This is a genomic window from Amazonocrinis nigriterrae CENA67, from assembly GCF_016056305.1.
GTDB lineage: Bacteria > Cyanobacteriota > Cyanobacteriia > Cyanobacteriales > Nostocaceae > Amazonocrinis > Amazonocrinis nigriterrae.
In genome coordinates, this window is record NZ_JAECZC010000055.1 from 234,099 (window position 1) to 252,820 (window position 18,722).

General features: G+C 38.9%; 15 protein-coding genes. 7 read left to right on the forward strand and 8 right to left on the reverse strand.

The window, feature by feature from the left end:
* Window positions 1-72: 72 nt before the first annotated feature.
* The 7 genes from I8748_RS23375 to I8748_RS23405 all read left to right on the forward strand — a co-directional run bounded on the left by I8748_RS23375 (window position 73) and on the right by I8748_RS23405 (window position 4,672).
* Window positions 73-312: a hypothetical protein gene (locus I8748_RS23375; protein ID WP_198126923.1), complete on the forward strand. Its 240-nt coding sequence runs from the start codon at window positions 73-75 to the stop codon at window positions 310-312.
* A gap of 139 nt (window positions 313-451) precedes the next feature.
* Window positions 452-691 carry a hypothetical protein gene (locus I8748_RS23380; RefSeq protein WP_198126924.1) on the forward strand — a complete coding sequence of 80 codons (240 nt, stop codon included), beginning with the start codon at window positions 452-454 and terminating at the stop codon, window positions 689-691.
* A gap of 161 nt (window positions 692-852) precedes the next feature.
* The gene (locus tag I8748_RS23385) at window positions 853-1,092 is read left to right on the forward strand and encodes a hypothetical protein (RefSeq protein ID WP_198126925.1); all 240 of its coding nucleotides are present in this window, start codon (window positions 853-855) and stop codon (window positions 1,090-1,092) included.
* A gap of 134 nt (window positions 1,093-1,226) precedes the next feature.
* A complete protein-coding gene (locus I8748_RS23390) occupies window positions 1,227-1,457 on the forward strand; it encodes a hypothetical protein (protein ID WP_198126926.1) in 231 nt (76 codons plus the stop codon).
* Between the two features lie 429 nt (window positions 1,458-1,886).
* On the forward strand, window positions 1,887-2,147 hold the full coding sequence (locus tag I8748_RS23395) for a hypothetical protein (protein WP_198126927.1): 261 nt from the start codon (window positions 1,887-1,889) through the stop codon (window positions 2,145-2,147).
* A 124-nt stretch (window positions 2,148-2,271) separates the two neighbouring features.
* Complete coding sequence (locus I8748_RS23400; RefSeq protein WP_198126928.1) at window positions 2,272-3,450, forward strand: phosphotransferase; 1,179 nt, start codon at window positions 2,272-2,274, stop codon at window positions 3,448-3,450.
* A gap of 121 nt (window positions 3,451-3,571) precedes the next feature.
* Window positions 3,572-4,672 carry a T3SS effector HopA1 family protein gene (locus I8748_RS23405; protein WP_198126929.1) on the forward strand — a complete coding sequence of 367 codons (1,101 nt, stop codon included), beginning with the start codon at window positions 3,572-3,574 and terminating at the stop codon, window positions 4,670-4,672.
* 369 nt (window positions 4,673-5,041) lie between these two features.
* On the opposite strand, the gene I8748_RS23410 is transcribed toward I8748_RS23405, so the two are convergent.
* From I8748_RS23410 to xth, 8 genes are all read right to left on the reverse strand, one after another.
* Complete coding sequence (locus I8748_RS23410; RefSeq protein WP_198126930.1) at window positions 5,042-5,824, reverse strand: peptidylprolyl isomerase; 783 nt, start codon at window positions 5,822-5,824, stop codon at window positions 5,042-5,044.
* Window positions 5,825-6,345: 521 nt separating this feature from the next.
* Window positions 6,346-6,603: a hypothetical protein gene (locus I8748_RS23415; protein ID WP_198126931.1), complete on the reverse strand. Its 258-nt coding sequence runs from the start codon at window positions 6,601-6,603 to the stop codon at window positions 6,346-6,348.
* Between the two features lie 1,054 nt (window positions 6,604-7,657).
* The gene (locus tag I8748_RS23425) at window positions 7,658-9,205 is read right to left on the reverse strand and encodes an HlyD family efflux transporter periplasmic adaptor subunit (protein WP_198126933.1); all 1,548 of its coding nucleotides are present in this window, start codon (window positions 9,203-9,205) and stop codon (window positions 7,658-7,660) included.
* 155 nt (window positions 9,206-9,360) lie between these two features.
* A complete protein-coding gene (locus I8748_RS23430; protein ID WP_198126934.1) occupies window positions 9,361-12,456 on the reverse strand; it encodes a peptidase domain-containing ABC transporter in 3,096 nt (1,031 codons plus the stop codon).
* 158 nt (window positions 12,457-12,614) lie between these two features.
* Complete coding sequence (locus tag I8748_RS23435; protein WP_198126935.1) at window positions 12,615-13,214, reverse strand: helix-turn-helix domain-containing protein; 600 nt, start codon at window positions 13,212-13,214, stop codon at window positions 12,615-12,617.
* A gap of 1,484 nt (window positions 13,215-14,698) precedes the next feature.
* Window positions 14,699-16,195 carry an HlyD family efflux transporter periplasmic adaptor subunit gene (locus I8748_RS23440; RefSeq protein ID WP_198126936.1) on the reverse strand — a complete coding sequence of 499 codons (1,497 nt, stop codon included), beginning with the start codon at window positions 16,193-16,195 and terminating at the stop codon, window positions 14,699-14,701.
* 92 nt (window positions 16,196-16,287) lie between these two features.
* Window positions 16,288-17,163, reverse strand: coding sequence for an SDR family oxidoreductase (locus tag I8748_RS23445; RefSeq protein WP_198126937.1), 876 nt, complete (start codon window positions 17,161-17,163; stop codon window positions 16,288-16,290).
* A 422-nt stretch (window positions 17,164-17,585) separates the two neighbouring features.
* Window positions 17,586-18,386 (reverse strand): exodeoxyribonuclease III, encoded by an 801-nt coding sequence (xth, locus tag I8748_RS23450; protein WP_198126938.1) that lies wholly within the window; start codon window positions 18,384-18,386, stop codon window positions 17,586-17,588.
* Between the last annotated feature and the right edge of the window lie 336 nt (window positions 18,387-18,722).

The window sequence follows — 18,722 nt, forward strand, 5'->3', positions numbered from 1 at the left end:
GATTCACTAGAATACCGACTAATTAACCCCTAGATTTCACTTAATTCAAAGCAAGTTGTTTCGGAGGAAATCATGGCAAATATTACTCTTACTGAATTAAATATTGCTGGTTCCGAATTGTTCCAAGATTCTGAAAGCTTTCTTAATGAACTGAACAATGTAGACTCTATTTCTGGCGGTAGCTACGGTACTGGTGTCAGTGACATTTCAACATTAACCAAGCTAGCTGAAGCATTTGTTGATGTATATGGCATTGGTCACATTGCCTTTTTAGCTAAGTCATTTAGCAGCAACGGTTACAGTGGATACTAATAGCTGAAGAGTTAACTAATCAGCTAGATGGCTCTTTTGGGATTCAAGCAAAAAATCCCAAAGAGTCAGATTCACCCAAGTACAGGCTAATTATCCCTAGATTCCACTTAATTCAAAGCAAGTTGTTTCGGAGGAAATCATGGCAAATATTACTCTTACTGAATTAAATATTGCTGGTTCCGAATTGTTCCAAGATTCTGAAAGCTTTCTTAATGAACTGAACAATGTAGACTCTATTTCTGGCGGTAGCTACGGTACTGGTGTCAGTGACTTTTCAACATTAACCAAGCTAGCTGAAGCATTTGTGAATGTATATGGCATTGGTCATATTGGCTATTTAGCTCATTCATTTAGCAGCAACGGTTACAGTGGATACTAATACCTGAATATTTAACTACTGATATAGATGGCTTTTTTGGGGTTATAGGTGAAAATTAATTTCTCTAATCAACAGAGTTTTAAAGATTACTAAGAACTCCAAAAAGCTAGCTAATAAAGCAAATCACAGTTTCATGACAATAAGTGGATTAGGACAAAATCATGGCAAATATCACTCTTACTGAATTACATACAACTGGTTCTGAATTATTCCAAGATTCCGAAAGTTTTCTCAACGAACTGAACAATCTAGACTCTATTTCTGGTGGTGACTACAGTACTGGTGTCAGCGACTTTTCGACAATAATCAAGCTAGCTGAGTCATTTGTCGATGTGTATGCCATTAATAACATTGCCTTTTTAGCTAAGTCATTCAGCCACAGCAACAGCACAGGCTACTAATAGCTGAAGAGTTAACTAATGAACTGAGCAATGTAGACTCTATTTCTGGTATAAGCTATAACAGCCTCAGAGACCTTTCAATTTAATTGCAAATCTTTTCACTGAAAAGAGAACCTGACTTATAGGAGGAAATCATGGCAAATATTACTCTTTCTGAACTACATATTGCTGGTTCTGAATTCTTTCAAGATTCTGAAAGCTTTCTCAATGAACTAAGCGATGTAGATTATATTTATGGTGGTACTGATAGCTACAGCAATAGTATCAGTGATATTTCTACACTTGTGAAGTTAGCTGAGGCGTTTGTTGATGTATATGCTATTGGTCACATTGCTTGGATAGCTAAATCATTCAGTAAAGCTTAATTAGCGTAGTTTGATAGTTAACTATCGAGCTAGATAGCTGTCCTGGGATTGAAGATAAAAAGGAATTCATGTTATTAACATGGTTTTTCTGCATTATTAACAATCCCAGTAAGCCAAATTAAGCAGTGATTTACTTGATTAACCATCCGCCCCACTGACTTTAAAGGCAAATTTCTATAGTAGTCAACTTTGTTTTTGAACTGACTCGCATAGGTAGGTAATAGGTAAATATTAATAGGGAATCAGCCTATTACAGTCGTACTGAGTTATTTCAAAAATAAAATATGGTTGCTATAGTTTATCAACCATAGTTACGTCGCCTATATTCTGGTTAATCTATATTCCACTGTTGTTTATGAGACAGTAAATTATCAGTTATTCGACCTTATATCAACTAATGGAACAATGATTATTCTGGGAATTGATTAAATGGCAAACATCATAATTTCTGAACTCAACTTAGTTGATTCAGAAACCTACCTGACCGAGATCAATAAGATAGATTCTATGTTGGTATATGGTGGTGATAATTATGCATTTTCTCAATTTATTAGCTTTACTTTAAAGCTACTTAAATTTGTAGTAGCTATTTATGCAATTCACAGCATTACCTTGCTAGCAAAATCATTCAATACTAATGATACTAATGCTTATTTACCTCCATTTACTCCATTTATTTCTAATTATTGAACTGTCACAAGGATGAGCGATAAGACTTTGTGTGCAATCTATGTATGGGTAACATTACTGTGGTTTTACAGTTTTTTAATTAATCAGTAGCAAATTTTCACTCTCAAAATAAGCATCTGAAACTATGCCTTTTTTATTAAGTTCTCAAAACGTTATCGACTACTTAATTTCCCTAGGATTGTGTACTTTAGAAGACCAATCATTAGCTAAGATTGAGCTAAAACCTGCCAAAAACTTTAACTTGTTAATTAGCTTATCAGAGAATCGGCAACTGCTAGTTAAGCAAGAGCGTCTTAATCGAGAAGGAAAAACTGCTGGTGAGTTTTTACAAGAGTGGAAAATTCACAATTTCTTCCGAAGATTTCCAGAAATTAGTTATATTGAATCGTCTTGTTCGGAAGTGTTGCATTTTGATGCCGAAAATTCTATCATTGTTTTCAATTATCTCGATAACTATCGAGATTTATCAGATTTCTACACTAAAGATAATTTATTTCCAACTGAGATTGCTAGGGCAGTCGGAGCTACTTTAGCATCAATCCATCGTGCAAGCATTAACCATCAAGACTATCGTGAATACTTTCAAAATACTCAGGATGCATCTAGCCAGCAAACTCCAAACCTAAATATGGGAATGGATAGAATAACTCCAGAAATTTTTGGTCAAGTACCTGCCGATGGACTGAAATTTTTTGCTCTCTATCAACGTTACGACAGTTTAGGACAGGCGATCGCAGATTTAGGTAGTGCTTTCACTTTCTACTGTCTGACTCATAATGACTTGAAGCTGAACAATGTCCTCATTTCCCTCGATTGGGAACAAGCAGTTTTGAATGAATCATTGTCTGGTGAGAATATCATTCGATTAATTGATTGGGAGCGTTGTGCTTGGGGAGATCCAGCTAATGATGTAGGAACAGTGCTGGCTAGTTACTTGCAACTATGGTTGAATAGTACGGTTGTTGGTAAAGAAATGGCGATTGAAGAGTCTCTACGCCTAGCCACAACTCCCCTGCAACTTCTCCAGCCTTCTACAGCAGCGTTAGTGACTGCTTATTTAACTGAATTTCCAGAAATATTGGAAGCTCGTCCTGATTTCTTGGTAAGAGTCACGCAATTTTGCGGTTTAGCGTTGATTAGAGCTATTCAAGCAACACTCCAGCATGAAAAAAGATTTGGTAATGCCGGTATCTGTATGCTTCAAGTTGCTAAGAGTTTGTTGTGTCGTCCGCAAGCATCTATACCAACCATTTTCGGTGTAGAAGCATTAGACTTGTTACCCACTAACTTATCTCGCGTGTAGAAGAGAGATGAGGGAGATGAGGGAGAATATTTTGCTTGCTCTCCTAGGCCTCTTCTCCCCTACTCCCCTGCTCCTCTGCTCCTCTGTCCCCCCTGTCCCTTTTACTCACAGGCCAGTCTTTATGCAACTATTAGATTCGCTACAAACTCAACTTCCAGAGATTCCAGAGTCATTGCAGATATCATTGCACGATATTATTCATAAAGTTGAAATCCAGTCTCAGTATTGTATTAAGCATCCAGATTATAAAGCAATGGAATTGCCGGAGTTGGCAGTTTCCCGCTTTCTACAAATGCCCTTGGATTTCCAGAATCAGTATCTGGGTTTGCAACTACGTTCATTTCTCTACGGCATCTACTACAACGGTTCTTTGAAACGTGCCCTCGCACCAGATGCAGAAACAACAAATGCGGAATTAAACCAAAATCTAGAAAATAATACTCTTTTGGGCGTAGACATAGCTTTTTATGAACGCTTGCACATAAGCAATAAAGGAGAAGGCTACTTTAGCAATGATTGGCTTGTAGTTAAAGAAGAAACAGATGATATTTTAGTGGTGTATAAGAATGGTTTGAAACTGTATATTCAGCGTAATCTACATCTACAACCAGAACAGCAAGCTGTTAATGTCGGCAATTCAGTTGCGATTAAAATGCCTAAGAATTTGGTACAAAGTGCATTTTATATGGCAGTTGGTAATGCAGCTTCTCATGGGAATCAGAATATTGTACGTGTTTACTTTAACTTATCCCCAGAAGGTGCAGTTGCAGTGATGGAAAGTTTAACTACACAACTAAACTCTATACTTATTCCCTTCTCTTTTAAAGCACTATACAACCCTTCCGATTATGGGCGTTGTGACTCGGCAGTCCTTTACTTTGACAAACATAACTATGAAGCTGTTCACCCAGTATTAGAGAGGGTGTATTTGGAGAATCAATCTTATTTTCAACCAGAAGTACCTTTGTTTACCAAGTTGATAGTACCTGGATTAGCGATCGCTGAAGAACCAGACCGAAAATTTAGCGATCACGAAAGTTTTGGTACACACCGATGTCAAGTGATTGCTAATGGTTTGTTAGATGCTTGGCAACAAGGAAATAATACACCAGAAGGTAGAATATCTGCCATTTTGGAACATTTTTCTTTGAATCAAATTGAATTACAACGTCCTTATCTCAATGCCAACTCTGAAGATATCTACGCTCCTTTTCAGATATAAAATTCAATATCATTGATCATACTAACTCTCGACTCACAATAGAGTTTTAGTTGAGATCGATAGTAGGGTGCGTTATGGCTTTAGCCTAATGCACCATATTATCTAACGGTATTTTAATCATATTTTTTGCTACAAATAATATCAAGTATAACTTTTATACAAGTCAACAATGCTCTGGCTTACCTAAAAAATATTAACGGAAATTTAGTTCTGATATTATCCGAAAAATATCTCAAACTTTATATAGAAGCTCAAGCATAAAGTACACAAAGAAAGATATGTATTCAGCTATTTGATGCTGGTTTTTTCTTTCTTTGTGTTGTAGTTTGAATCTAGGCTAGATTTTAGTCAATGGCATTATTACTAAAATTAAGCTGGTTTGAGCAAATCTTTGGATGATTGAGCAGTTGTATTTTCTTGAAGCTTGGCTACAATTTCTAAACCAGCGATTTGTTGTTGTAACCAATTGGTAAAGAAATCTCCTATAATTTGAAGACGCAATTGCTCATTTAGTTGTGGTTTAATAATTTCCTCAACTGCTATTATGTGTACTCCTTTTGGTGTAATTATTGGCTTAAGAATCTGTGGAGGAGTAGCGCCAAAGACTGCGGCAGCAATCTCTGGTCTAAAATCAGTACGATGGCGAATTCCCTGATAGCCGCCAGCGCGGCGGATTTCTGGATTTTGGATGTATTGGCGAGCGATTTCTTGGAAACTGATTTCACCTTCTTGCAAGGCATAAAAGATTTCTAGAGCCAAGTCTTCATCATCTAAAATTACTTCATAAGTGACTGCTCCAGAATAGTCAATTTGATGGGCATAAAAAAAAGGTTCTACTTTATCTGCAAATAAATGATTTGCTAATTTTGCAGAAAGTAAATTTGTTTTGACTATTTCTTCAAAATCATCTAAGGAAAGATGATGTTTTTCTAGCCAAGCCCAAGTATCTTCTGCTTTAACTAGTTTGTTAGCCAAGCGCATATTATCTGCTGCCTGTTGAAGTTCTTCTGTTTCCGCTTCAATTCCTTCTTTTTCAGTGGTATCAGCAATAATTTTCCTAGTAGCGATCGCTTCTAATATACTAGGAATTTGACATGATAACTTGATATGGTAAATAATATCTTCCGTAGAAATATTTAAAATATTTTGCATCAGGCATTCCTCCCAGTATAGAACTAATTAAAGATTGTTAATCCAGGCTTTTTTAGCTAATTTAGTAGCTTATCTATCATATTTACGTGATATAATGTTTCATGTCTCTATCCGATGATACTTTTAATATTTAAAATTTTAATTATCACGATAAATATAAAGTTTTAATACTGATTGATTAGTATAATGTCTTCAAATAAGAATATTTGGCACACAATATTAAAGGAAATAGTTATAAATTAATATGTTCTTGTTGGTTTTAATTCTAAAAATATAATTAAAATTATTTGAGTTGCTTTTTCAAAAAGCAGTAAGCTTATACTCACTTTTTTTCTTAAGATTTTATCCAGGAACAAGTAAGTTCCTAAATTTAGGTAGACTGCTATAGTTAGGCTAAAATACTGAATTTAATCTCAAAGTTATATTTATGTAAATAATTAGCATAGAATGAAAAACGTGCAGACAGACATTGATATCTCATCGCACGTCTTAGGAATACTAAAATATCCAATAGCGAACCATTAAATTATGAAATAGACAGTTAACCTTGAAAAGTCAAGGGTCAAAAACTTGTTGTCAGAAATATTGAACAGACTACCAGATTTATATGATGTATTATTTACACCATCCTGAATAGTAGTCAACTGAAGATTGGAAGAATTATTATCCCAAGGCAAAAGACCATTGCCTGATACAGCATCAATTTCTTCTGATTTGAGGTCATGCAAAAATGTCTTTGCATCCACAGGATGTAAGTCATAAATTACTATTTTAGCCATTGTCTTATTTTCGAGGTCAGGATTGAAACATTTGTATAACTTTAATAAGCCTTAATTGCCGACATTTAGGCAGCTAAATAGGCGTTGCAGAACAGTGGTATGAATTGAGCCAGGTAGGAAAATTAGCCACACAGTCAGAGTTTTACAACTTAAGCAGACTGCTTTAGAGGATATCTGAAAAGTGGGCAAAATATACATTTGTTATTCTGATCCGTAGGATAAAAATAGCAATTTACTGTAAGTTGATGAGGTACTTCACTACGCTATCGCTCTGTTCAGGATGATATTGCTGGCTTAAAAGACATCCTCTGAGAGCAGGAAATATCTCTCTATCAACAGGATGGAAGTATACAATTAATAATTGGGTCATTGGAATATTTTCTGAAACCTTAATTATTTTGACTATTCAATTCTTACATCATTTATTAAAAATCAATTGTAAATTTATTATTTGAAATTATTTTTCAAATATAAAGTTTTTGTACTAAAGTAAAAATTATACATTGTGTACTAAAAAAATATAAGCATCTATTTAGTTTTTAGTTGTGATATTTTTATAGGATTTTTTATTTTTTTGTATATCATAATCAAAGAAATTAACAAAAAGACAGTTAAATAGCAAAGATAGATTTAACGATTTAGGTATAATTTATATTTAAAGACGTTAATAATACATTTTTTTTGATTAGTTTAACGTATAATTTTTAACTAAAAAGTATTGCATATTTTTTGTATAACTAGTAAAGCTGAAAACAAGTTTATAGCAGGAGGCAGAAGGCAGCTATGCTGGAGTTGAAGCAGTCCCCGTCTTGGTATTAGCGTAGCGGTAGCGACGCAAGGCGAAGGGCAGGAGGTAAAAGTATTACTATTCCTAACATTCACGCTCTTCATATGTCCTAACCTATGTGATTACGGCTATATAAATAGCTATTGAATTAAATTAAAAATAAAGAGGCGCTGAAATGCCAAAATTAGAGCAGTCTCTATAGACTGCTCTAATTATCAGCAACCAGATACATGTTTTACCCCAAAAAGAGTAGGGATTTACTAATTACTAAAGCTCCAAACCACCTTTTTGTAATTTCTTAAACGGATCTAATATAAAGTCGATCACTCTACGCTGACGGACAATTACCTCTGCAGTTGCTGTCTGACCAGGCGTTAAAGTGATATATTTGTTAGCAACTTGGATATAAGGCTGATCCATCACAATATCCAACTCATAGGTTTCTATTTTGTTTTCGCTATTCGTCTGAACTTTTGAGTTAGGTGAAATCCAATTAACATGCCCTTGCACTATTCCATAATCTTGGAAAGGATAAGCATCAAACTTGATTTTCACTGGCATTCCCACTTTCAAGAAACCACTTTGTTCGCTTGGCATCTGAGCTTTGAGAATCAGAGGAGTATTGTTGGGTGCAATTTGGGCAATTACTTGTCCTGCTTCGACTGCGGGGCCTGGTTTTTGAATGGGTAACTCAAAAATCGTACCATCGATAGGCGATCGCACCACTCGTTGCTCTAACTGCAACTGCAAGGAAAGGATTTGGCTTTGAGTCTGAGCTATGTCAGATTCCAAACTGGTGATTTGCGTTTGCATGTCTTTGAGCTGTTCTTGATTTTTCAGCACCGCAAGTTTACCGGCTTGCACCACGCCTTGATAGCTGCTTTGCTGTTCTTGTAGGCGAAGTTTTGCTTGCTGAATATCTTCCGTAGCTTGATTCATTGTCGTCTGATAGCGACTCATTTGTTCTTGTAAACGTAGTTGGGCTTGAGTCGCCTCTGATTTGGCTTGTTCTTGGGAAATGAGACTTTCTTCTGCTGTTTTTTCTAGTTCTACAACTTTGGTTTGGGGAATTGCACCCAGGTTTAAAAGTTGGCGATAGCGAGCAGTTTCTGCTACATCTCGACGCAAACGACTGCTGGCTAACTTCTGAGCGATCGCAGTAGAATTGATGCTCTGTCTAGCCTGCTCAACTAAAGCTTGTTTTTCCAATTTTTGGAAGTTATATGCACTCTGTTTTGCATCTAGATTTTGCTGTGCTTGATTGACTTGAGCCATTTTTTCCAATGCTTGAGCTTGGTTTTGTTGCTCTTGGATACTAATTGCCAACAGAAGTTGATTTTTCAGCAAATCCAATTGCGATCGCCGACTGATTAGCCCTTCTAATTTTGCTCGTGTCTGTTGCAAATCCGTTTGTAAGACATCAGAATCTAGTTGCAGCAAAACTTGTCCTGCTTTCACAGTCTGACCTACATGAACACTGACATATTTAACACTACCAGCAACAGGAATGCCCAATGTTTGCGTTGCTCCTTTGGGTTCTAAACGCCCTCTAGCACTTCCTGTCTCATCGACTTTGGAAAACATCGCCCAAGGTAAAATAATTACTGCAAAGCTTGTCAGCAAGTACAGCATTGAGCGTGTCCAGACCTTTGGTAAGGCATCTAGTAGTTCTTCAGTCCCGTAGAACCAATCATTGGCCTCAGTTGTTAGCTGTGTTTGAGAATCAACAACAGCATTAGAGTCATCAACCTGGGGAAGTCTATTCTGTCTTGGTCTAGCGAGTATAGATGATGAATTTGGATATGGATTTGGCATAAGTAATTTAGGGAATTGGGGATTGGGGATTGGTAATGGGTAATTGGTAATGGGTAATGGGTAATGGGTAATTGGTAATTGGTAATTGGTAATTGGGGATTGGGCATGGGGTATTACTCCCCCTCATCCCCCCATCTCCCCAATCCCCAGTCCCATCAACCTGTGGGTGCTAGTTGTTGTTGATTGAGATAAAAATAATGACCTCTTCTGTCAATTAATTCATCGTGGGTGCCGCTTTCGACTAATAACCCGCGATCTAAAACCAGAATTAGGTCAGCATGACGCACGGTGGACAGGCGATGAGCGATGATTAAACTTGTCCGCCCTTTGAGAATGGTTTTCAGGTGATTTTGAATAATCCGCTCAGATTCGGCATCGAGGTGGCTAGTTGCTTCATCTAAGAGTATTAAGCGGGGATTTCCTAGCAAAGCACGAGCGATCGCTAGCCTTTGGCGTTGTCCGCCAGATAGCATCCCGCCGCCTTCACCAATTTCGGTTTCATAACCTCTTGGTAATTGCTGAATAAAGTCATTTGCTCCTGCTAGACGCGCCGCTTCAATAATTTCTTCTAGGGTGGCTTCTGGGTGAGCAATGCTGATATTTTCACGAATTGTGCCGCCAAACAAAAAGGTATCTTGATCGACAACACCAATTTGAGAACGAAGCGATCGCAAGGAAATACTAGTTACATCTTGAGCATCAATTAATACTTTGCCATCTGTCGGCGGATATAGGCCCAAAATCAACTTTGAGAGTGTAGTTTTACCAGAACCGCTACGTCCAACAACGGCTACAGTTTGCTCTGGTAAAATTTCAAAACTGAGATTTTCCAGAACATTAACATCACTATCTGGATGGTAGCGGAAAGTCACATTTTCAAAGCGAATATGACCTTGCAATCTCGGTAAAATTTGACGAGGATGATGTTGAAAATCTTCTTCTGGCTCAGCTTCTAAAACATCATTAATTCGCTCAGTAGAAATGATTACTTCTTGCAATTGATTCCACAACACCACAAGTCGCTGAAAAGGGCGAATGATATTGCCCAACAGCATATTGAAAGCAACTAATTGTCCAATGGTGAGTTGGTTTTGAATCACCAACCATGCACCAAACCAAAGTAACCCTGTACTGACTAAAGATTCAATGGTTGAACTAAAAATCTGTAATTGATTACTAATAATTTGCCCTTTAAAAGTTTTCTTAATTACATTATTTAGTAGTTCTTCCCAATGCCAGCGCACTGTCTGTTCAATTGCCATTGAACGAATCGAACGAATACCGCTGAGGGATTGAATTAGATAACTATTTTCGGTGGCTGAGGCATTAAAAACTTCACGGCTGATACGACGTAAAAAAGGTGTAGCAATGAGCGCCAGTAGTACAAAGGGCGGTACAATCAACAAACTCAGCAATGCCATTTGCCAGCTGTACCAAAACATCAAGCCGACATAGATAAACACTGTCAGCAAATCCAAAGTAATAGATAGTGCTTCACCGGTGAGAAAGCGCTGAATTTTCTGATTTTCTTGAACGCGAGAAATAATATCCCCCACGTAACGCGACTCAAAAAATGATAGAGGCAAGCGAAAGGTATGTTTGATAAAACCTACTAACAAAGCTAAGCTGATGCGGTTGGCTGTGTGATCAAGTAGATATTGTCGTAGTCCATTAATGCCAACGCGAAACAATCCAAAAATCACCAGCCCCAAACCCACGGCGTTTAAGGTGAGAGTGCTACCCTGCACTATTACTCGGTCTAACAATAACTGAGTGAATAAAGGCGTAATCAGTCCAAACACCTGAATCAACAGTGAAGCAACGAACACCTCTAACAGCACTTGTGAGTGGGGTTTGAGTAAATCAAAAAACTGCCACAATGATGTGCTGGTTTCTTCAGTGTCTTTCAGGAAAGGTGTAGGTTGCAATAACAACGCATAACCAGTCCAACCAGCTTTGAATTGCTGCACGGTGAGGGTGCGTTGACCAATGGCAGGATCGCCGACTATCACCTGCTTTTTGTTGATTTCATAGACAACAATGTAGTGCTTACCTTCCCAATGTGCGATCGCTGGTAGGGGTTGTTGTGCCAATTTATCGAGGCTAGCTTTTACAGGACGGGTAGCAAAACCAATACTTTCTGCTGCTACTGTTAAACCCCGTAGTGATGCTCCACTGCGGTTGACGTTGGCTTGCTCCCGCAGTTGATTCACACTCAAACGCTTACCCCAATAGCGACCAATCATCACTAAACAAGCTGCTCCACAGTCTGAGGCGCTTTGCTGTTCAAAAAACGGATACCGTTTGGTTAAGCGTCCCCACAAATGCCCTGCTCTCACCTTTGGGCTGGGAAAGTAAGCTTTTCGTTGATTTTGTTTTACTTGGGGGGTTGGGGGTTGGGGATTAGGTACTGGGGAACTCGGGGCCCCCTCTGGGGATAAGGGGCGATGGGGATTGGGTAATGGGGAAGAGTCTTCTCTACTCCCGACTCCCGACTCCCCACTCCCTATTTCTTGTAATTTGAGTAAATCTGCCAATTGCGGCCAGTATTCTAGTGCAATTTGCCAATCATCATTTTTGAGAGTGTAAACAATAGTTGGTTGGTTGACTCGCCAATTTCCTACCTTTGGAGATGCATAAATGTTTCCTGGTGTCAATGTATGCCCGTCAGCATCTAATACTTCTCCTCGACGCAATAGCCAAAGCTTGTTTTGTTTGAAGAGCTTGGTTGGAAATGAGCCAGTTTCTAAAGTTTGGCGCTCAAATAAAGACAATGCTTTGAGAACCTCTTCCACAGAGCTATTGTGAGGAAGTAAGGTGCTTTGACATCGTAACAATAATAAATCCCAAATTTCTGCACTTCTTTTGAGGCGATCGCGAATACTCGGATATTTATGTATCACCTCATGCAATACTGCTTGTGAAAGATAGCAAAGTTTTAAGTTAACAGAAGCTCTTGCAACATAAGGGCTAAATTCCTCTTCAGGAAATAAAGTTAATTCGCCAAATGACGCCCCAGTTGAGAGGGTAGTAATTAAGTTATTAAAGCTATCTAAGAGTCTAACTTTACCCCCAAGAATAATAGAAATTCCGGGGGTTGCTGCCGTTGCTTGCCAAAACTGTTTTGCTACAGGTGGTTCGATAATTTCCACCCCTTGCAAGCACATCTCAATTTCACTATCTGACAGTTGCTCACCCAAAGTTTGGGTGAGTTGTTGAGTTAACTGTTGCCGAGAAAACGCTGATGGCATTTCCTTACCTCCTTTGGGAGTGACAAGTAAAAAAGTGCAGGGGAGTAGGGGGGAGTAGGGGTGATGGGGAGATGAGGGAGATGAGGAAGATGAGGAAGAAATAACTAATTCCCAATTCCCAATTTCCAATTTCCAATTTCCAATTCCCCATCCCCCATTTAATGATTAGTTGGAATCAAGTTAAATGACCAATTAAAATTAGGTTCAGGGTTATATTGCAAGTCAGTGATTGTAATCGCTGCATCTTGATTTTGGTCAGTTTCTGGTTGAGAGGAACTTTTACGTTTGGTGGAAAGTCCCATTTGTTTTAAAAGGCGATTAACATGGCGATCGCTGATTTCAATACCTAATTCATTTGCTAGATGCTTGCTTAACCATTGGGCTGTCCAGTAAGTAAATGCATAACCATAATCACGAGGACTATTGCTTACCAATTCTTTCAAACGTTCAATATATTGGTTATTGACAATCTTTGGTCTACCTATCGGACGCTCATTCCATTTATGTGCTAAACCTGCTTCTGCTAAACCCACCCAATAGCGTGCCATTTCTTGTGAACAACCTAATATTTCACAGATTTGGCTTTGAGATTTACCTATATCTGCCAATAACATAATTTCAATTCTTCGCCGATATTCTGGCTGTAAATTATTCTGCAATTGTTTCAACAAAGCCTTTCTTTGAAAAGGTGTTAAAAACTTGCTATCGTGCATGTCGTAGTTTTGAAAAATCTTGTCTTTGCTAGAATAGTTTGACATAATCATTACCAGTTTCTGTCTAATGAAAAATACAGAAAAATCTCTTCAATGTCTCTGTCGCAACAAGATTCATACTTCAAGGATCACATATGCAAAATTCATCACCACGCCTTCGATTAAAGTCGCGGCTAGCTGTAGACACACCTTTTTCAGCTGACTCAAGAGTACAAAACCCCTATTTTTTTCTGAGTTTGCCTAGACAAACTACTCTTCTCCTGACGGAGACGCTACGCGTAGCTTGCTTAAGCGTAGGGGTACGGGTTCTGCTTCGCAGTACGCATCTACGTTTGAGGAACACCCGTTGTAACAACTGGTGTGCAACTTCTAGTCTTTCGGACACGTGATATTATTTCTCTGCTACCGCCACTTTTAACCCTCAATATTCTGCCTGAATGTGCTGTGTTGGGTTCATAGGTTAATTAAAAGCTTTCTGGCGCGTCATGGGATTTTTTTATTTTTTCCAGCCAGCAAAAATTTGTTTCGAGACTGCGATTTAAAAGTGTAAGGATAGATAGTTCGCAAATCGTAGTTACCAAACCTGACAAAATATGCAGCAGGCATAGCTGTTGTCTCACCTAATAAACATCAGTTTCTGGTAAAACACCTAGGAACTCCAAGAAATTAATTACCCAGCTTGAAGTTATTGACTATTGTACGGGCGTCAAGACTTACGTCCGTATTGACTGTTAACTGTTAACCATGGACAGTCAGCAACAAACAATTACAATAAGATATTTTTTAGTTGTAAGTGCTATGGTTGATGATCACGGCTACGTTAGAGTCTTCTAGTCACTCCTATGTTGAGGATGTTACTGAACTTCCAATATAAGTTCATAGGTCAACCTCAATATATTTAAATCAGTTATGTTTAGATTCCCAAAAAAGCTTGCAACTTTTTCTATGGATTGGAAACTAAAGGTAGCTAAGGTCAGGTATGAGTACAAATCTACTTCTTAGAATAACGTAATACAGGCTATTTTCTCATCCGTAGATGTAATACATCTGAAGAAGTAACCTAGAAGAGAAGTTCAACGAAAAAGTGACAGTTCCTCACTATATTGTTTTAACCACTGTTATTTTTGTAGAAATTTTTCTAAATATAGTCAAGAGCTTTTAACAGGAAAGCTGTAATTTTAATAAATCTTTATATTAGCTTCACGAGAAATTAACAATTACTTGTATCAGTAATAAACTAGTTTAATTATTGAATGTTTCGGTAACAAAATATGTAGCATCGGTAATTGCTGATTAAGCCGTAGTTGTTAATATCAACTTCTATATTTTCATACATAACTGTTATCAGAGGATAGAATGAGTTTAGCAATAATTAGTAAACGTGCATCTATCTTTGGCAATAAAAGAATATATTTAGGGAATTGGGAATGGGGCATTGGGAATTGGGAATTGGAAATTGGATTCTACTATTAGTCATCACATCTCACCCATTACCCATTACCCATTACCCATGCCCTGCCCCCATCAAGCTATCTCACAGAAAAAGCTTCACTAAATCGACGAGTAATAGGTTCGATTATGAATGTCAAAATTGACTTCTTACGAGTGATAATTTCACCATTAGCAGCCATACCTGGAGTAAATGTAACCTCTTGACCCCGCACATTTATTGAGTGTTTACTTAACCGAATTCTGGTAGGAAAAACTAAACCTAGTTCTTTATCTACAATTGCATTGGGACTAACTTGAACGACTTCACCATCAACTGTGCCAAATTCTTGGAAGGGGAATGTTGCCATTTTCACTTTTGCTTTCATACCCTGACGAATAAAGCCAATATCGCGGTTGAGAACTTTCACCTCTAGCAACATCTCTTCACCTTCTGGCAAAATTGATAACAACTCTTCACCCGCTTGTACTGGGCCTTTAGTTGCTTTAACTTTGTAAATAGTGCCTGCAACTGGAGCCTTAATAGTTTCTTCTTCTTCCTGCTTTCTAGCCTGTTCAAGTTGACCGGAAACGTTGGTTAGTTCTTCTTTGCGCTTGTTGATTTGGGTTAAAATTTCACTTTGGCGCTCTGATGCTAAACGTTGTGCTTGATTGAAAGCAGCTTGATAAGCTTGTTCGGCTTGGCGAATTTCTTGAATTTGGGCGGCAATATCTTTTTGTAGAGAGTCTACTTTATCTTGAGCTTCTGTTAACCTATTTTGAGCGTTGATGACTTCATCTTTGGCTTTGGTAATTTCTGTGTTGGCACGATTTAATCTTTCTTGGGCATCTAGGTAATCGATTCTGCCTACAGCGCCAGAATTAACTAGGGTGCGTAAGCTTTCTTCTCTGTTTTGAGCGATCGCTTGACCATTTTCCACTTTACCCAAGATATTTTGTGCATTCACCAAGTTAGCTTGAGCGTTAACAAAGCTGGTTTTAGCATTGGCTTGGTTTTCCTGCAAGCGCTTGAGGCGCACTTTCGACTGATCAATAGCTGCTAGCAAACGATTTGCTTCGGCTTCCGCCGCTGCTTGACGCGCTTGATAGTCCCTTAAGCGTGAGCTTAACAGTTCATCTTGCAGTTTTGTACCAGCAGTTTTACCGCCAGTGCGTTCAGCATCTAAACGCTGCAAATCGTCTTGAATTAACTTGCTGGATTTGGCAAGGCGGCTAACATCTGTTTGTTTCAAGTCTGGGTCGCGTTCAATCAGTACTTGGTCTTTAGTGACGCGATCGCCTTCTTTTACCTTCACCGCTAAAATTGACCCACCACCAAGCGATGTTACTGGTCGCACTTGTGTAGAAGCAATTAATTCCCCTGGTGCGATCGCTACTTCATCGATTTGAGAGAAATTCGCCCAAGCGATCGTCCCAAATACTACTAAACTGATGGTTCCCGCTAACAATCTGGTGTAAAGCGGTGGCAATTCTTGTACAGCCTTACCCAATTCATAAGACAGTTGATCTTCTGGCCTAGCGAATCGCTGTTTTGTCTGACGCGCTTGAATGGCATTTGCAACTAAAGGAGATTTCATAAAATTTTAATTATTTGTCCTTTGTCAGTGGTCAGTAGTCAGTGGTCAGTGGTCAGTAGCAACTAACAAATGACAACTGACAACTAACTAATTCAAACTGCTAAATACCGCCGCAGAAAACTTTCCAAGCTTTCCAATTGCAAGTTGAAAATCCTTTCTAAGTTGGCTGTTTCCTCTTTTGTACAGAAAAACTCATTCGACAATAATGTGCGATAGGTTCCCAAAGCTTTTTGTGCTGGGGGATTAAATAAACCAAAGGCACTGCGTAACCCATCAACAACAAATAATGGTGAGTTAATTACTATTGCCTCTTTGCTGAAGACGCGACTAAAAATCCGGGGAATATCCTCACGCAATAAAATCTCCGGGCCCCCCACTGGTAATATTTGGTTACGAGCGCCTTCTAATGTGATTGAATCTACCACCATTCTTGCCAAGTCATCTGTACTTACAATCGAGGTACGGTTTTTGGGATCACCAATCAGCAGATACAAGCCTGTTTCACGAAATCGTTCTGCCAAGGGCAGCAAGTTTGATGCTAATCCAGCTGGGCGTAAAATAGTGTAGTTCAAGTCACTAGCTTCTAAATATCGCTCTACTGCTCGTTTGGCCTTGAACACTGGGGCATCTTCATACCCCCGGTCGGCACCAAGCACAGATATGAATACAAAATGTTGTACTCCATTGGCTTTTGCCTGGTCAATAAGTTCGATGTTGGCGCGATAGTCTAAAGATAAAGCATCGCTGTCAGAACCGTGGGCACTAATAATATACTCAACACCCTGACAAGCTTTCTGGATATCTTTTTCCCGCCGCAAATCACCAACGAAAATGCTTGCTCCTCGGTGTTCTAACTCGCTATAGCGCGAGGTAAGGCGGACAAAGGCCCGCACCGATTTATCCTGTTGGCGTAAAAGTCGCACAACTCGGCGACCAATTCCTCCAGTTGCTCCAGTTACCAGAAACATATAAATACCTAAAATCAATAGTTACAGTCTTTATCGTTCTCACACAGCTAGCTATCTGCTTAAAACTACTTTATAAGATAGATGCTGAAAACCCATGAGCAATAACAACACAGTTGCGTTTTTCGCACTTTAGAAAACTCTTTGTATGGGCAGTCCGTTCAAGTCGGCAAAGCCGCCCACACGGCTGCCCTTGTCTTCGTGTCTTTCATAGTTCTTTGATTTTTAGCACTAATATTATGTCAGCTTGATTACTTATAAAAACTTAAGAACCCCACCCCGGTAAAGCTACGCTTTTCCTCCCCTCCCCTTGGTAAGGGGAGGGGTTGGGGGTGGGGTGAAATGATTGTGGGAATTATAACTAATTACCCGGAGATAAATATAAGGCACAAAGTATTTTGGAATGAAGGAAAATGCCCCATGCCCTATGCCCCACTCCCAATGCCCAATTCCACAATTACGGGCGTATGATCGCTAGGTTGAGTCAATTTTCTGGGTGCGACATCTATAATGCAACTTGTTGCACGCTCGTACAATACTGGTGTGAGATAGTGATGATCAATGCGCCAGCCTAAGTTGCGGCGAAAGGCGGCGGCGCGATAGTCCCACCAACTGTAGTGTCCGCCTTCGGTGGTGAATTTGCGAAAGGCATCGGCAAATCCTAGTTCTAGAACATCTCGTAAAGCTTGGCGCTCTGATTCGGATGCCATAATGTGATTTTCTGGATTTACTTTTTCGTGAATATCTTTGGCTTCTAGAGCAATGTTGAAGTCGCCACACATACAGATGGCAGGTTGCACTAACAGAAGCGATCGCAAATACTCTCGTAGCACTGTTAACCAGCGTAGCTTGAATTCGTATTTCTCGCTGCCTACTGCCGAGCCATTGGGAACATAAAGATTCACAATCCGAATGCCATCAATTACACCTGTGATTACCCGCTTTTGCTCATCCCATTGTGGATCGAGGTTTGGCAAAACGGCACTAAAACCAGTGCTGACATCAATTAATGGTTGACGGCTGATTAAGGCTACACCGTTGTAAGCCTTTTGCCCGGATAAATAAAGGTTATAGTCTAAGTTTTCAAAAGGCGATCGCGGAAAATCATTGTCTACAACTTTCGTTTCTTGCAAGCAAAGCACATCCACCGGATTTTGGCTTAACCAATCAATCACCTGTTCTAGACGAGTGCGAATCGAGTTGACATTCCAAGTAGCGATTTTCATTAGTTACGTTATCTGTATTCACATCAATAAGCAATGTTTTTATTAAAAAAAATTAGTATTATTTAACATTGTTTTATTTTCTGGTTGTTTACCTGATTTTCCCTAATTTAACGTTGAAGAAAATTGATCCCGCCTATATTTTTAGTAGTTTTGGCTACAAAATTTATTGTTTTGTCAGTTATGCTACAAAATATTTTACTTGGTTATGATCCCCAAGGTAGATGAAACCCGGAAAACCTGGGTTATATTCTATAAGTGTAGTCGCCTAGCGCCTATTGCTGAAAGTTTTAAATTTATCGGTGGTAGTTGACGCTACGGTTAACCGAGATTGTACTC

What these genes read in the sequence shown, in the direction of transcription:
- I8748_RS23375 (WP_198126923.1), top strand. Translation starts at nt 73, where the DNA reads ATGGCAAATATTACTCTTACTGAATTAAATATTGCTGGTTCCGAATTG.
- I8748_RS23380 (WP_198126924.1), top strand. Translation starts at nt 452, where the DNA reads ATGGCAAATATTACTCTTACTGAATTAAATATTGCTGGTTCCGAATTG.
- I8748_RS23385 (WP_198126925.1), top strand. Translation starts at nt 853, where the DNA reads ATGGCAAATATCACTCTTACTGAATTACATACAACTGGTTCTGAATTA.
- I8748_RS23390 (WP_198126926.1), top strand. Translation starts at nt 1,227, where the DNA reads ATGGCAAATATTACTCTTTCTGAACTACATATTGCTGGTTCTGAATTC.
- I8748_RS23395 (WP_198126927.1), top strand. Translation starts at nt 1,887, where the DNA reads ATGGCAAACATCATAATTTCTGAACTCAACTTAGTTGATTCAGAAACC.
- I8748_RS23400 (WP_198126928.1), top strand. Translation starts at nt 2,272, where the DNA reads ATGCCTTTTTTATTAAGTTCTCAAAACGTTATCGACTACTTAATTTCC.
- I8748_RS23405 (WP_198126929.1), top strand. Translation starts at nt 3,572, where the DNA reads ATGCAACTATTAGATTCGCTACAAACTCAACTTCCAGAGATTCCAGAG.
- I8748_RS23410 (WP_198126930.1), bottom strand. Translation starts at nt 5,824, where the DNA reads ATGCAAAATATTTTAAATATTTCTACGGAAGATATTATTTACCATATC.
- I8748_RS23415 (WP_198126931.1), bottom strand. Translation starts at nt 6,603, where the DNA reads ATGGCTAAAATAGTAATTTATGACTTACATCCTGTGGATGCAAAGACA.
- I8748_RS23425 (WP_198126933.1), bottom strand. Translation starts at nt 9,205, where the DNA reads ATGCCAAATCCATATCCAAATTCATCATCTATACTCGCTAGACCAAGA.
- I8748_RS23430 (WP_198126934.1), bottom strand. Translation starts at nt 12,456, where the DNA reads ATGCCATCAGCGTTTTCTCGGCAACAGTTAACTCAACAACTCACCCAA.
- I8748_RS23435 (WP_198126935.1), bottom strand. Translation starts at nt 13,214, where the DNA reads ATGTCAAACTATTCTAGCAAAGACAAGATTTTTCAAAACTACGACATG.
- I8748_RS23440 (WP_198126936.1), bottom strand. Translation starts at nt 16,195, where the DNA reads ATGAAATCTCCTTTAGTTGCAAATGCCATTCAAGCGCGTCAGACAAAA.
- I8748_RS23445 (WP_198126937.1), bottom strand. Translation starts at nt 17,163, where the DNA reads ATGTTTCTGGTAACTGGAGCAACTGGAGGAATTGGTCGCCGAGTTGTG.
- xth (WP_198126938.1), bottom strand. Translation starts at nt 18,386, where the DNA reads ATGAAAATCGCTACTTGGAATGTCAACTCGATTCGCACTCGTCTAGAA.